The sequence below is a fragment of the Kitasatospora sp. NPDC056651 genome, from assembly GCF_042792155.1.
GTDB lineage: Bacteria > Actinomycetota > Actinomycetes > Streptomycetales > Streptomycetaceae > Kitasatospora.
Genome location: NZ_JBHTWX010000009.1, coordinates 73,104 through 85,738 on the forward strand (window position 1 = coordinate 73,104; position 12,635 = coordinate 85,738).

General features: G+C 73.4%; 15 protein-coding genes. 11 read left to right on the plus strand and 4 right to left on the minus strand.

Going from position 1 to position 12,635, the window contains the following annotated elements; genetic code table 11:
- Positions 1 to 82: 82 nt before the first annotated feature.
- The gene (locus ACFRAR_RS06395) at positions 83 to 742 is read right to left on the minus strand and encodes a hypothetical protein (RefSeq protein WP_380695378.1); all 660 of its coding nucleotides are present in this window, start codon (positions 740 to 742) and stop codon (positions 83 to 85) included.
- Between the two features lie 256 nt (positions 743 to 998).
- On the opposite strand from ACFRAR_RS06395, the gene ACFRAR_RS06400 reads away from it, so the two are divergent.
- Positions 999 to 2,003 carry a hypothetical protein gene (locus ACFRAR_RS06400; protein ID WP_380695380.1) on the plus strand — a complete coding sequence of 335 codons (1,005 nt, stop codon included), beginning with the start codon at positions 999 to 1,001 and terminating at the stop codon, positions 2,001 to 2,003.
- 40 nt (positions 2,004 to 2,043) lie between these two features.
- Here ACFRAR_RS06400 and ACFRAR_RS06405 read toward each other — a convergent pair whose 3' ends face one another.
- Together ACFRAR_RS06405 and ACFRAR_RS06410 are read right to left on the minus strand one after the other, a co-directional pair.
- Positions 2,044 to 2,634, minus strand: coding sequence for a nicotinamidase (locus ACFRAR_RS06405; RefSeq protein ID WP_380695382.1), 591 nt, complete (start codon positions 2,632 to 2,634; stop codon positions 2,044 to 2,046).
- Between the two features lie 195 nt (positions 2,635 to 2,829).
- Positions 2,830 to 4,164, minus strand: coding sequence for a nicotinate phosphoribosyltransferase (locus tag ACFRAR_RS06410; RefSeq protein ID WP_380695384.1), 1,335 nt, complete (start codon positions 4,162 to 4,164; stop codon positions 2,830 to 2,832).
- A 140-nt stretch (positions 4,165 to 4,304) separates the two neighbouring features.
- On the opposite strand from ACFRAR_RS06410, the gene clpS reads away from it, so the two are divergent.
- From clpS to ACFRAR_RS06445, 7 genes are all read left to right on the plus strand, one after another.
- Positions 4,305 to 4,598, plus strand: a complete 294-nt coding sequence (gene clpS, locus ACFRAR_RS06415) for an ATP-dependent Clp protease adapter ClpS (RefSeq protein WP_380695386.1) — start codon at positions 4,305 to 4,307, stop codon at positions 4,596 to 4,598.
- An 86-nt stretch (positions 4,599 to 4,684) separates the two neighbouring features.
- Entirely contained in the window at positions 4,685 to 5,260 is a 576-nt protein-coding gene (locus ACFRAR_RS06420) for a DUF2017 domain-containing protein (RefSeq protein WP_380695388.1), read from the plus strand.
- A 301-nt stretch (positions 5,261 to 5,561) separates the two neighbouring features.
- Positions 5,562 to 6,929: an amino acid permease gene (locus ACFRAR_RS06425; RefSeq protein ID WP_380695474.1), complete on the plus strand. Its 1,368-nt coding sequence runs from the start codon at positions 5,562 to 5,564 to the stop codon at positions 6,927 to 6,929.
- 65 nt (positions 6,930 to 6,994) lie between these two features.
- Positions 6,995 to 7,426 (plus strand): Mov34/MPN/PAD-1 family protein, encoded by a 432-nt coding sequence (locus tag ACFRAR_RS06430; protein WP_380695390.1) that lies wholly within the window; start codon positions 6,995 to 6,997, stop codon positions 7,424 to 7,426.
- A gap of 138 nt (positions 7,427 to 7,564) precedes the next feature.
- Positions 7,565 to 7,684 carry a putative leader peptide gene (locus tag ACFRAR_RS06435; RefSeq protein ID WP_310593142.1) on the plus strand — a complete coding sequence of 40 codons (120 nt, stop codon included), beginning with the start codon at positions 7,565 to 7,567 and terminating at the stop codon, positions 7,682 to 7,684.
- A gap of 121 nt (positions 7,685 to 7,805) precedes the next feature.
- Entirely contained in the window at positions 7,806 to 8,084 is a 279-nt protein-coding gene (locus ACFRAR_RS06440) for a MoaD/ThiS family protein (RefSeq protein ID WP_030242903.1), read from the plus strand.
- Between the two features lie 87 nt (positions 8,085 to 8,171).
- A complete protein-coding gene (locus ACFRAR_RS06445; RefSeq protein WP_380695392.1) occupies positions 8,172 to 9,140 on the plus strand; it encodes a PLP-dependent cysteine synthase family protein in 969 nt (322 codons plus the stop codon).
- Here ACFRAR_RS06445 and ACFRAR_RS06450 read toward each other — a convergent pair.
- Positions 9,137 to 9,607 (minus strand): type II toxin-antitoxin system PemK/MazF family toxin, encoded by a 471-nt coding sequence (locus ACFRAR_RS06450; RefSeq protein WP_380695476.1) that lies wholly within the window; start codon positions 9,605 to 9,607, stop codon positions 9,137 to 9,139. The genes ACFRAR_RS06445 and ACFRAR_RS06450 overlap by 4 nt on opposite strands.
- Positions 9,608 to 9,805: 198 nt before the next feature.
- On the opposite strand from ACFRAR_RS06450, the gene ACFRAR_RS06455 reads away from it, so the two are divergent.
- From ACFRAR_RS06455 to ACFRAR_RS06465, 3 genes are all read left to right on the plus strand, one after another.
- Positions 9,806 to 9,997, plus strand: coding sequence for a MarR family transcriptional regulator (locus tag ACFRAR_RS06455; protein ID WP_380695394.1), 192 nt, complete (start codon positions 9,806 to 9,808; stop codon positions 9,995 to 9,997).
- 234 nt (positions 9,998 to 10,231) lie between these two features.
- The gene (locus ACFRAR_RS06460; RefSeq protein WP_380695396.1) at positions 10,232 to 10,978 is read left to right on the plus strand and encodes an MBL fold metallo-hydrolase; all 747 of its coding nucleotides are present in this window, start codon (positions 10,232 to 10,234) and stop codon (positions 10,976 to 10,978) included.
- A 232-nt stretch (positions 10,979 to 11,210) separates the two neighbouring features.
- Positions 11,211 to 12,527: a hypothetical protein gene (locus tag ACFRAR_RS06465; protein ID WP_380695398.1), complete on the plus strand. Its 1,317-nt coding sequence runs from the start codon at positions 11,211 to 11,213 to the stop codon at positions 12,525 to 12,527.
- Positions 12,528 to 12,635: the final 108 nt, after the last annotated feature.

The window sequence follows — 12,635 nt, forward strand, 5'->3', positions numbered from 1 at the left end:
CGGGGAGGTCCGACCGGGGGCCCGCACGCGAAGGCCCGCACGGGACCGGCCGGGGTGCGAAGGCGGCCGGAGCGGTCGTTCGTCAGGAGGTCGTCCGGGCCTCCGTGGGGGAGATCCGGTCGGCGGCGGTGCCTCGCTCGACCTGGGTCGGGAAGGCTTCGACGGCCCGCCGCCGGGCCGCCTGCGCCGCTGCGGCAGCCGCGGCCGCAGCCGCCGCGGCTGCTCCGGCGGCGGCCTCCTCGCGTTCGCCCCGGTGCGCCGCACCCGCGGTGCGGGCCCCGCCCGTGAGGCTCCCGCCCGTGAGGTTCCCACCCGTGAGGCTCCCACTCGTGAGGCCCCCACCGGTGAGGCCGCCGCCCGCGTGCGCCCCGGACGGGTGGCCCCCCGTGGCCACCCCCGTCGCGCGTCGCCGGCGGCCGAGCGCGGCCCGGGCGGCGTGATCCTCGGCCGCCTGTCTAGCGGCGAGGTAGGCCTGAACGGCCGCCATGCCGTAGACGGGCTGGATGAGTTGGTGCCCCTTGAAGAAGGGTCTGGCCGGGGCGAACCCGGCGGCGACCACGAGGTCGCGGATCTCTGCTATCTCGGCCTCGCTGCGGGCGGTGAAGCGGACTTCCCAGCCCTTTTTGTACGTATGGCCCTTCTCGCCGCTGCGGCGGGCCGGGTCCGGGCGGCGGACGTATCCGGGCAGACGGCCGAGGCGGAGCTGGGCCGCGCGGAGGCCTGCGGTCTCGTCACGTGACATGACGTAAGCCTAGGCAATCCACGGGGCGGGATTGACGCCCGGAGGGTCCCTCGCCGTATGCCCTTGGTCACTCTGGGTCAGGCGACCAGGTCGGTGATCGCTTTCGATCGCGTATGACAACCTGATGAGCGTCAATTACTCCAAATGAGTGAGGGTATGAGGACTTTAGTGCGAGCTGATCCCGGTTTCGCGACGGTTGAGTAACAGTGCGTCAGGGTCCCGGTCGGGGGTCCGGACGGTTGGGGATGGTGTCGGCATGAGCTACCGGATTCCGTCACCGCCGCCGTCCCTGGAGGATCTGGCGAAGCGTCAGCAGAACGTCGTCACCGCGAGCCAGCTGCGCGCCCGGGGCGTGCCGGCCCGGATCATCACCGAGCACTGTCGCCGGGGCGGTCCCTGGCAGCGACTGCTGCCCCGGGTCTACCTGTTGCAGCCCGCCGAGCCCACGCCGGAGCAGCGGATGTGGGCCGCGCTGCTGTACGCGGCGCAGGACGGGCGGGAGGAGGGCCGCCGTGCGGGCGCGGTGATCACCGGTACGGCCGCGCTGGCGCTGTACGGATTCACCGCCGTCCCCCGGCTGCCCGCGGTGACCGGGGTGGACGTCCTGGTGCCCCGTCAGCGTCGGCTGAAGGACGTCGGCGAGGTGCGGATCCGGCGCACCGAACGGGAGTTGGAGGCGCGCTCGGTGCACGGCCTGGCCTGCGCGCCGGTGGCCCGGGCGGTCGCGGACGCGCTGGGTGAGTGGACGGCCCGGCCGGGCGGCCCGGCGCCGGTGCGCGAGGTGCTGCGCGAGGCCGTCGCCCTGGGCGAGAACCGGTGCACGGCGCGGGAGTTGGTGGCCGAGCTGGCCGACTCCGGACTGACCCGCGACCCCCGGGTGCGTGCCGCGCTGGACGAACTGCTGGCCGCCGAACGTGACTTGTCGCTGAACCGGGTGGCCGGCCTGGCGGACGAGGCGCTGCTGCCGGCCCCGCTGAACGCCCCCGAGCTGCGGATGCGCGGCGGCACGTACATCGCCGTTCCGGACCTCTACTGGCCGGAGCGGGGCGTCGCGGTGGAGGTGGACTCGGAGCTGCGCTGCGTGAGCGAGGGCGAGGCGGCCTGGGTGCACGGCGGCCAGCACCGGATGGAGTACCTGGGCATCCGCGTGGTCTACGTCTCCGGGGCCCGGCTCGCCGCCGACCCGGACGCCGTCGGCGGCGAACTGCGCGAGGCGTACCGGGTCGGCGGGACGGACGTGGTGGAGCTGCTGGTGGTCTGAGCGGGCAGTGCCGGCCGCGGACCGGAGCCGGGAGGCGCCGCTACGGACGCACCACCGGCGCGCCGACCAGCTCGACCCCGGCCGCCCGCAGCTCCGCGAGCGCGGCATCGGTGGTCTCCGGGCCCACCCCGGCGGTGAGGTCCAGCAGCACCCGGGTGGTGAAGCCCTCCCGGACGGCGTCCAGCGCGGTGGCCCGGACGCAGTGGTCGGTGGCGATGCCGACCACGTCGACCTCCTCGACCTGCCGTTCGCGCAGCCACTCCACCAGGCCCCGGCCGTTCTCGTCCAGCCCCTCGAAGCCGCTGTACGCCGCGGAGCGGGCGCCCTTGTCGAAGACCGCCTCGACCGCGCCGGAGATGACGGCGGGCGCGAAGTTGGGGTGGAAGCCGACCCCCTCGGTGCCGGCCACGCAGTGCGGCGGCCAGCTGTCGACGTAGTCGGGCTCGGCGGAGAAGTGGTCGCCCGGGTCGATGTGGTGGTCGCGGGTGGCGAGGATGTGCCGGTAGGCGGGGGCGGACTCGGCGATCAGGTCGGTGATGGCGGCGGCCACCTCGGCGCCACCGGTGACGGCCAGGCTGCCGCCCTCGCAGAAGTCGTTCTGCACGTCGACGACGATCAGTGCCCGGTGCATGGCTGGCATCCTCGGATCTCGGGGGCCCGCGGGAGGCGGCGCCCCGGTGGGGGAGCCCTCGGGAGTACGCGGCCCGGCCGGGCGCGGCGCGGGGGTTCTCGGGGAGCTCCGGGGAACTCTACGGCTGACTCTAGGGAGTGGCGTGCGGAGGCGGAAGCCCCGGGGCCGGTCCGGTGGCCCGGCCCGGGGATCTCGTCAGCGGGCGGCCTCGCCGGGCAGGACCAGTTCGGTCGGCAGCACCGGGTCGCCCTTGGACAGCTGGGTGGCCGACAGCGGCAGCGCGGCGCGGGCGCGGACGTGCCGGTCGCGGGCGGCGCTCAGCGGCTCGCGGCCGACGGTCTCGCCGCCCAGCACCAGCGGCACCTGGGTCAGGTGCGGCCGCAGCTCGTCGGGGACGGGCCCGGTGCCGACGACCTCGGCCTCGGCCACGCCGTCGGCGTCGGGCCGGCGGGCCGCCCACTTGCGGCCGCCGATGCTGGTCTTGCCGCCGGCCGCGCGCTTGGCCACCGGCACCATCGGCCCGCCGTCGGTCTCGGCCCGGGCGACCAGCTTGTAGACCATCGCGCAGGTCGGGTGTCCGCTGCCGGTGACCAGGCTGGTGCCGACGCCGTAGCCGTCCACCGGGGCGGCGGCCAGGGCGGCGATCGCGTACTCGTCGAGGTCCGAGGTGACGATGATCCTGGTCCGTTCGGCCCCCAGGTCGTCCAGCTGGCGGCGGACCCGGTGGGCCAGCAGGGTGAGGTCGCCGGAGTCGATCCGGACGGCGCCCAGCTCGGGGCCGGCCACCTCGACGGCGGTGCGCACGGCCTCGCGCAGGTCGAAGGTGTCGACCAGCAGTGTGGTGCCCCGGCCCATCGACGCGATCTGCGCCTTGAAGGCGTCCCGCTCGCTGTCGTGCACCAGGGTGAAGGCGTGCGCGGCGGTGCCGGTGGTCGGGATGCCGTGGGTGAAGCCGGCCTCCAGGTCGGAGGTGGCGGCGAAGCCGGCCACGTACGCGGCGCGGGCGGCGGCGACGGCGGCCTGCTCGTGGGCCCGGCGGGCGCCCATCTCGATCACCGGGCGGCCCCCGGCGGCGGCGGTCATCCGGGAGGCCGCGGCCGCGATGGCCGAGTCGAAGTTGAGGATCGAGAGGATCACCGTCTCCAGGATCACCGCCTCGGCGAAGGTGCCCTCGACGGTGAGCAGCGGCGAGCCGGGGAAGTAGACCTCGCCCTCGGGGTAGCCGTGGATGTCGCCGCGGAAGCGGTAGTCGGCGAGGTAGCGCAGGGTGTCCTCGTCGACCACGCCCTGGTCGGCCAGCCAGTCCAGCTGGGCGGTGGAGAAGCGGAAGTTCTCCACGGCGTCGAGGACCCGCCCGGTGCCGGCCAGGACGCCGTAGCGGCGGCCGCCCGGCAGGCGGCGGGTGAACACCTCGAAGACGGAGCGGCGGTTCGCGGCTCCGCTGCGCAGGGCGGCCTGCAGCATGGTGAGCTCGTAGCGGTCGGTGAGCAACGCGGTCGAGCCGGCCGCGCGCACTGAAGTGGCGTCCATGAGGATGATGCTACTACCACTTAGCGTCAGACTGACGATTTCTCGTCCGTCGGGCGGGCCCGGAATCGCCCGGGTGTCCCCCGGATGGCAGCATGGGGCGTGAGGGGTTACCGACGACTGTCCAGCGAGGAGGAGCCGGCGTGAGTGTCGCGCCCGTGGAGATCGAGCGCCCGGAGGTCCAGGGAGTGCCGGTGGCCGAACCGGACACGCCCTGGGTGACCATCGTGCACAACGACCCGGTGAACCTGATGAGCTATGTCCAGCACGTCTTCCAGGCCTACTTCGGATACCCGAAGGACAAGGCCCGGAAGCTGATGATGGACGTCCACACCAAGGGCAGGGCGGTGGTCTCCGGCGGCTCCCGCGAGGAGATGGAGCGCGACGTCCAGGCGATGCACGGCTACGGCCTCTGGGCGACGCTGCAGCACGACTGACGCCGGGCCGACCGGCGGGGGGCCGCCGGTCCCGCGACCGGGGCGCCCCGCGACCGAAGACGACGAAGACGGGCTGACCGATACAGATGGCTGGGTTGTTCGAGAGCACCGGCGGTGGCGGCGCGGCGATCGCGCTGGACGAGTGGGAGGCCTCCATCCTGCGCTCGCTGGAAGTGCAGTTGCTGGAGCTGATCGGCCCCGGCCCGGGCGGGGACGGCGGTGACCCGCTGGCCGCGCTGTTCGCCGAGGGCCCGACCGAGGCGCCTTCCGACCCGGTGCTGGCCCGGTTCTTCCCGAGCGCCTACGGCGACCCGGAGAAGCCGGAGGACGAGGAGGCCAGGCTCGCGTCCGGCGAGTTCCGCCGCTTCACCGAGCTGGACCTGAGGGCCCGCAAGCGGGACGACGCGCTGGTCGTGGTCCGGGCGCTGGACGGCCTCGGCGAGGAGGGCGGGGTGCTCAAGCTCGGCGCCCCGGACTGCCTGCGCTGGCTGGGCGCGCTGAACGACCTGAGGCTCGCCGTGGGCGTCCGGCTGGAGGTCACCGAGGACGACGAGGACGGCCTCTACGACCTGCCGGACGGCGACGAGCGCAAGCCGCTGGTGATGGCGTACCTGTGGCTGGGCGCCCTGCAGGAGTCGCTGCTGGAGGCCATCGCGGACTGACCCCGGAGACCGCGGGGAGGCGATCCCGTCCGGTTCCGGGCGAGCCCCGGCCGTTTCGTCCGGAATGCGGACGATTGGCCGGGGCATTTCTTATGAAAATCGGGCAATCCATGCCAGGTCATGCTCAAATAACGCTCAGATGGACACCGCTATCCGAACCCCCCGTGGTACGACTTCTCCACCCCCGAGACCGACCAGGACAGGACGGTGCACCGTGGCCGAGAAGCCGTACGACGAAGGGCTCGACAGCACACCGAACGCCGAGGGCTACGAGCGCGGGCTCGGCGGCCGGCAGATCCAGATGATCGCGATCGGCGGCGCGATCGGCACCGGCCTCTTCCTCGGCGCCGGCACCGCGATCTCCCGCTCCGGCCCGAGCCTGATCCTCTCCTACGCCGTCGCCGGACTGGTGATCTTCGTGATCATGCGGGCGCTCGGCGAACTGCTCACCTACCGCCCGGTCTCCGGCAGCTTCGCCGAGTACGCCCGGGAGTTCCTCGGCCCCTTCGCCGGCTACGTGACCGGCTGGACGTACTGGCTGTTCTGGGTCGTCACCGGCATGGCGGAGACCACCGCCGCCGCCGTCTACGTGCGCTTCTGGGCGCCCGACATACCGCAGTGGGTCAGCGCGCTGACCTTCCTGGTCCTGCTCTACGCGGCCAACCTGATCTCGGTGAAGCTGTTCGGCGAGATCGAGTTCTGGTTCTCCATGGTCAAGGTCACCGCCATCATCGGCATGATCCTGATCGGCGTCGGAGTGCTGACCCTGGGCTTCAGCAAGGCCGGTGACACCGCGTCACTCGGCCACCTCTGGCAGGACGGCGGCTTCTTCCCGCGGGGCATCGGCTCCACCGTGATGACCCTCCAGATCGTCATGTTCGCCTACCTGGGCGTCGAACTCGTCGGCGTCACCGCGGGGGAGAGCGAGAACCCCGAGAAGACCCTGCCGCGCGCCATCAACACCCTGCCCTGGCGCATCATGCTGTTCTACATCGGCGCCCTCGTGGTGATCCTCTCGCTCGTGCCGTGGACCGAGTTCCAGCCCGGCGTCAGCCCGTTCGTCGCCGCCTTCGGCAGGATCGGCATCCCGGCGGCGGCCGGCATCATCAACTTCGTGGTGCTCACCGCCGCGCTCTCCTCCTGCAACTCCGGGATGTACTCCACCGGCCGCATGCTGCGCGACCTCGCACTGAGCGGCCAGGCCCCGGAACGCCTCACCAGGCTCAATACCCGCCGCACCCCCGCCTTCGCGATCACCGTCTCCTGCCTGCTGATGGGCGTCGGCGTGGTGCTCAACTACCTCGTCCCGGCACGGGCGTTCGAGTACATCACCTCCGTCGCCACCGTCTGCGGACTGTGGACCTGGGCGATGATCCTGATCTCCCAGATCCGCTACCGCCGGGCCTGGCGGGCCGGACACCTGCCGCCGCCCACCTTCAAGGCGCCCGGCGGCGCCTGGGTCAGCGGGGCCGCGCTCGCCTTCCTCGGCCTGGTCGTGGTGCTGATCGGCCTGGACCGCGACAACCGGATCTCGCTGTTCGTCTTCCCGGGCTGGGCCCTGCTGCTGGTGATCGGCCACCAGGTGGTCAAGCGCCGCGACCCGCGGGCCCCGCGCGGCCCCGCCCTGGAGCGGCTGCCCGCCGACGGGGACCCGGACACCGTCCGCTGACCACGCCTCGGACGCCCCGGCGGACACCGCTTCTGAGCCCGCCGAGGCGTGGCTATCCTGACCGCATGCTGACCATCACCCGAGAACTCCGCGACCGGATCGTGGCCCACGCCCGCGCCGACCACCCGGACGAGGCCTGCGGCGTGGTCGCCGGACCGGCCGGCAGCGGACGGCCCGAGCGGTTCATCCCGATGCTCAACGCGGCCCGCTCGCCCACCTTCTACGAGTTCGACTCGGGCGACCTGCTCAAGCTCTACCGCGAGATGGACGACCGCGACGAGGAACCGGTGATCGTCTACCACTCGCACACCGCGACCGAGGCCTACCCCTCGCGCACCGACGTGAGCTACGCCTCCGAGCCGTTCGCCCACTACGTCCTGGTCTCCACCGCCGACGGCAACGGCGAGGACGACCCCTACCAGTTCCGCTCGTTCCGCATCGTGGACGGTGAGATCACAGAGGAAGACGTGCAGGTCGTCGAGGCCCACCAGGCCTGACCGGAACCCCCGCGGACCCGGCCCGCCGACCCCTCCGCAGGGGCGGCGGGCCGCCGTCGTCTCAACCCTGGGAACAGGAACATCCGGATGCCGAGACGGGCATGTCGGAGCGGGCCCGGGAATCTATACGATGAGTCCATGCGTTCCGTCGATGTGAGCACTCAGGCCCCGGGCACCCGCCTCGTGGCGCGCCTGCACATCGACCTGTGCCGGCACGCCGGCGCGATCTGTCCCGGCACGCCCGCGCGCTCGCGCTGAGAGCCGCTTCACCGCACCCGGCCCGCCGCCCGTCGGCGACGCCGGGTCCCGGGCGCCCGCCCGCCCCCTGCCGCGTCCGCTGCGGCCCACCCACGTCCACGACCCGCACAGGAGCGCACTCATGGCCATCGAGGTCCGCATCCCGACCATCCTCCGCACCTACACCGACGGCGCCAAGGCCGTCGAGGGGAACGGCAGCAACCTCGGGGAACTCTTCACCGACCTCGACGCCCGCCACCCGGGCATCGCCGCCCGCCTGGTCGAGGGCGGCGAACTGCGCCGCTTCGTCAACGTCTACCTGAACGACGAGGACGTCCGCTTCCTGGAGGGCATCTCCACCGCCCTCGCCGACGGTGACAGCGTCACCATCCTGCCCGCCGTGGCCGGCGGCGCCCGCTAGGCCCTGTCCGGCTCCCTCCCCCCGCCACCGCGGGGACGGGGGGAGCCACCCCATCTCCACCCTCACCGCCTTGGCCGGAGGCCTCCCTTGCGTTACGACAGTCCGCTCGAAGCCGTCGGCAACACCCCGCTCGTCCGCCTGCCGCGGCTGTCCGCCGCCGTCCCCGGCAACACCGACGGCCTGGTGAGCCTCTGGGCCAAGCTGGAGGACCGCAACCCCACCGGCTCGATCAAGGACCGCCCGGCGCTCCACATGATCGAGCGCGCCGAGGCCGACGGCCGGCTCACCCCCGGCTGCACCATCCTGGAGCCCACCAGCGGCAACACCGGCATCTCGCTGGCCATGGCCGCCAAGCTCAAGGGCTACCGGATGGTCTGCGTGATGCCCGAGAACACCAGCGAGGAACGGCGCGAGCTGCTCCGCATGTGGGGCGCCGAGATCATCTCCTCCCCGGCCGCCGGCGGCTCCAACACCGCCGTCCGGATCGCCAAGGAGACCGCCGCCGAGCACCCCGACTGGGTCATGCTCTACCAGTACGGCAACCCCGACAACGCGGGCGCCCACTACGCCGGCACCGGCCCCGAGATCCTCGCCGACCTGCCGACCGTCACCCACTTCGTGGCCGGCCTCGGCACCACCGGCACCCTGATGGGCGTCGGCCGCTACCTGCGCGAGAAGGTCCCCGGTGTGAGGATCGTCGCCGCCGAGCCGCGCTACGACGACCTGGTGTACGGGCTGCGCAACCTGGACGAGGGCTTCGTCCCCGAGCTGTACGACGCCGAGGTGCTCACCACCCGCTTCTCGGTCGGCTCCGCGGACGCCGTCCGCCGCACCCGCGAACTCCTCCAGCAGGAGGGCATCTTCGCGGGCGTCTCGACCGGTGCGATCCTGCACGCGGCGATCGGCGTCGGCCGCAAGGCCGCGGCCGCGGGCGAGCGCGCGGACATCGTCTTCGTGGTCGCCGACGGCGGCTGGAAGTACCTGTCCACCGGCATCTACACCGCCGAGTCCACCGAGGCGGCCGTCGAGGCCCTCCAGGGCCAGCTCTGGGCTTAGCGGACGGCTTGGCGGCCCCGCCGTACCCGCTCCGCCCGGCTCCAGACCTGCCGGTCCACCGTGCCGGCCCGGCGGCGGAAGGCGGACAGCGGCACCTCGCGCAGCTCGTCCGTCTCCAGCCAGCCGGCCCGGCCCCGCCGGTCGCCCACCGAACCCGGCGGCAGCGCCAGCACGTCCGGGCGCCCGGCGTGGTGCTTGCTGGTGATCTTCGCGACGGTGGCGGTCCGGCCGCGCACCCGCAGCACCAGGCACGGGCGGTCCTTGGAGCCGGGGCCGTCCTCGAAGGGCACCTCCGCCCACCAGATCTCCCGAGGCCGCGGGGCGGCCCCCGTGCGCGGCCGCGGACCCGTGGGCCCGGTCGGACGCGCGGCCGGGCGCCCGGCCCGACGGGCACGCCGCAGCAGCGCCGCCACGGCGGCCGACAGCACGACGCCCAGCAGCGACAGGACGAGCCAGGTACCGGTCATGCCGTTCATGCCGCGAACCGTACCGGGCCCGGGGCGAACGCCACCACCGCGCCGGCCGTGACAGTCCGGCATTTGTCCGCGCATTGCTCCCGGTTCGTCACGGAACGGCCACGATGCCCGTTTCCGTGTCCCCGACCCCACCCGGACCCGGCAAGGCTGCGTCACGAACGTCCGCCCCCGTCCCCCCGGAGGTGCCCCGTGGCCCGTGGCTCCGAGCTGTGGTCCTACGCCGAGATCGCCCGCCACATCAACGTCCGGCCCGCGACCGTCCGCAGCTACCGCAGGCACCGGCTGCTGCCCGACCCGGACGTGATCGACGGCAGCGGACACCCCCGGTGGTACCCCTTCACCATCCGCCGCTGGGCCCGCAACCGGCCCCGGAGCCGCTGATCGGAGGCCCGTCAACCGCCCGCGCACCCGCCCCGGGCGTTCTGGTGATTCCGCCCACAGCCCGGCACGGGGACGGGGGCAAAGCGCCACTCCGCCCTTACCCTCGACACACCAACGCAGTGCTACCGGCCGGTTCACCGGCCCGGCCTGCCGTTTTCCATGCCGTTTTCCAAGGCGAACAACGAACGCCGTTCGCCGGCAGCAGCCAGGACATGTCGGGGCGGAGGGGCTCGGATGAAACTGACCGTGGTGGGGTGCTCGGGGAGCTTCCCGTCCGCCGACTCGCCGTGCTCCAGCTACCTGGTCGAGGCCGAGGGCTACCGCGTCGTGCTCGACCTCGGCAACGGGGCCCTCGGCGCCCTCCAGAAGTACTCCGGCCTCTACGACGTCGACGCCGTCCTGCTCAGCCACCTCCACGCCGACCACTGCATCGACCTGTGCGCCTACTGGGTCGCCCGCAACTACCGGGCCGGGGGCTGCCCCGACCTGCTGCCCGTGTACGGCCCGGCCGGCACCGCCGAGCGGCTGGCCCGCGCCTACGACATGCCGGAGAACCCCGGGATGAAGGAGGTGTTCGAGTTCCGCACGCTCACCCCCGGCGGCTTCGAACTCGGCCCGTTCCGGATCGACGTCGCCCAGGTCAACCACCCCGTCGACGCCTTCGCCTTCCGGCTGGAGCACGACGGCCGCTCGCTGGTCTACAGCGGGGACACCGGCGAGTGCGCCGAACTCGTCGAACTCGCCCGGGACACCGACCTCTTCCTCTGCGAGGCCGCGTACGTCGACGGGCGCGACACCTTCCGGGCCGTCCACCTCAACGGCCGTGAGGCGGGCGAGCACGCCGCCGCGGCCGACGCCCGCCGGCTCGTCCTCACCCACATCCCCCCGTGGACCGACGCCGAGCACAACCGCCGGGACGCCGCGGCCGTCTACCCCGGGTCGGTCGAGGTCGCCCGGCCCGGCGCCGTGTACGAGGTCTGAGCAGGTCGGCGCGGGTGGCACGGGGGTTCCACGGGCTCCCGGAAAAAGTTCCGGAACCACCTGCAACCTCCGCGCCCCCCGCACGTCCTAGTCAGTGAGCGGCGGGAAACGCCGCCGGAACGGTCGGGCTGTCAGACCCGGGCGTCATACTTCACCAGCCACCAGGCTTGCTTCGTGCTGTCCGGGCGCGGCCGTACCCGCGTCCGGAGCGGAAACCCAGGGGGGAACTCCCATGCGCCAGAACAACCGCGCCCTGAACCGGGCCCGCCGCCTCGTCCCGGCGATCGCGCTCACCGCCGCGCTGGTCGCGGGCGGTGCCGTGACGGCCGCTCCGGCCTTCGCCGCCGCCGGGCCGCTCAGCCTGACCGTGCACACCCCGGCGATGGTCGGCTTCGCGGGCGGGCCGGTGGAGTTCACCGAGCACATCGGCAACCAGGGGAGCGAGGGCACCTCGGTCGGGCTGGCCTTCGAGATCGGGACCGCCCTCGGGACGCCGCCGCACGCCCTGAGCCTCGACTACTTCAGCGACTCGCTCGGCGGCTGGCAGCCGGTGGCCCTGAAGGAGAGCCCCGAAGCGGACCGGACGGTCAACTCGGGCGCCACCGGCGAGGTCGTGGTCCCGGCGGGCGGCACCGACCTCCGGCTGCGTCTCGGCGTCCCGATGGGACTGCCCCACGACGGGGCCACCAATGGCGGCACCGGCCCGGAGCTCACCTTCCGCACCACCGTCAAGGCCTGGGGGCAGGGCTCCCCGATCGAGCCGCCGCTCACCGACACCCACGTGGTCAAGGTGGAGGGGATCACCAACGGGGTGTCCGGGGTCCCGGACACCGCCATCCGGGGCGGGGCGCCGATCGAGTTCGACGAGGTGCTCAGGAACCCGACGCCGTCCGCCTACACCAACCTCGGCAACGTGCTGTTCGTCGACCGGAACGCCAAGGTCGAGGTCCGCGGTGCCGACGGCGCCTGGAGCGCCGTGCCGGCCGTCACCACCGAGGGCGAGCCGAACGCGGGCTTCTACCTGGACGGCCGCAACTCCTCGGCGGCGCCGAACAGTTCGCAGACCAAGCGGGTCCGGGTCAGCTACCCCGCCGCCGTCCCGGTCGGCAACACCCGGGTGGACACCTGCGTGTTCGTCAACGAGGGCGACCAGCCCTTCATGGGCACCACCATGTGCTCGCAGGGCTCCACCGTCCGGATCGACGCCCCCCAGCCGAAGCCCAGCAGCACGCCCGAGCCGACCCCCACTCTTGACGCCACCGCCACCGCCACCGCCACCCCGACCGCGCCGTCCGGCGGCACGGACGGCTCCGGCGGCGCGCCGGTCGTCCAGCCGGCCGGCGACGTCACCACGGCGCCCGCCGCTCCGGCGGCCACCACCTCCCCCGCGGGTGGTGCCCCGGCGGCGGACGCCCAGCCGGTGGGCGGACACCTGGCCTCCACCGGCTCGGACAGCGACCGGACCGGCCTGATCGCGGGCCTCGGCGCGGTGCTGATCGGTGCCGGCGTCGCGACCTTCGCCGCGGTCCGTCGCCGCCGCGCCAACTGACCGTCCGCCGTGGGCCGGGCCGGAGGGGGGGCGCGGGGGGACCGCCCCCGGCGGGGGGGGGGGGGGGGACGTTTTGTGTCACAGAAGGGATGGGAAGTAGACCCCCGC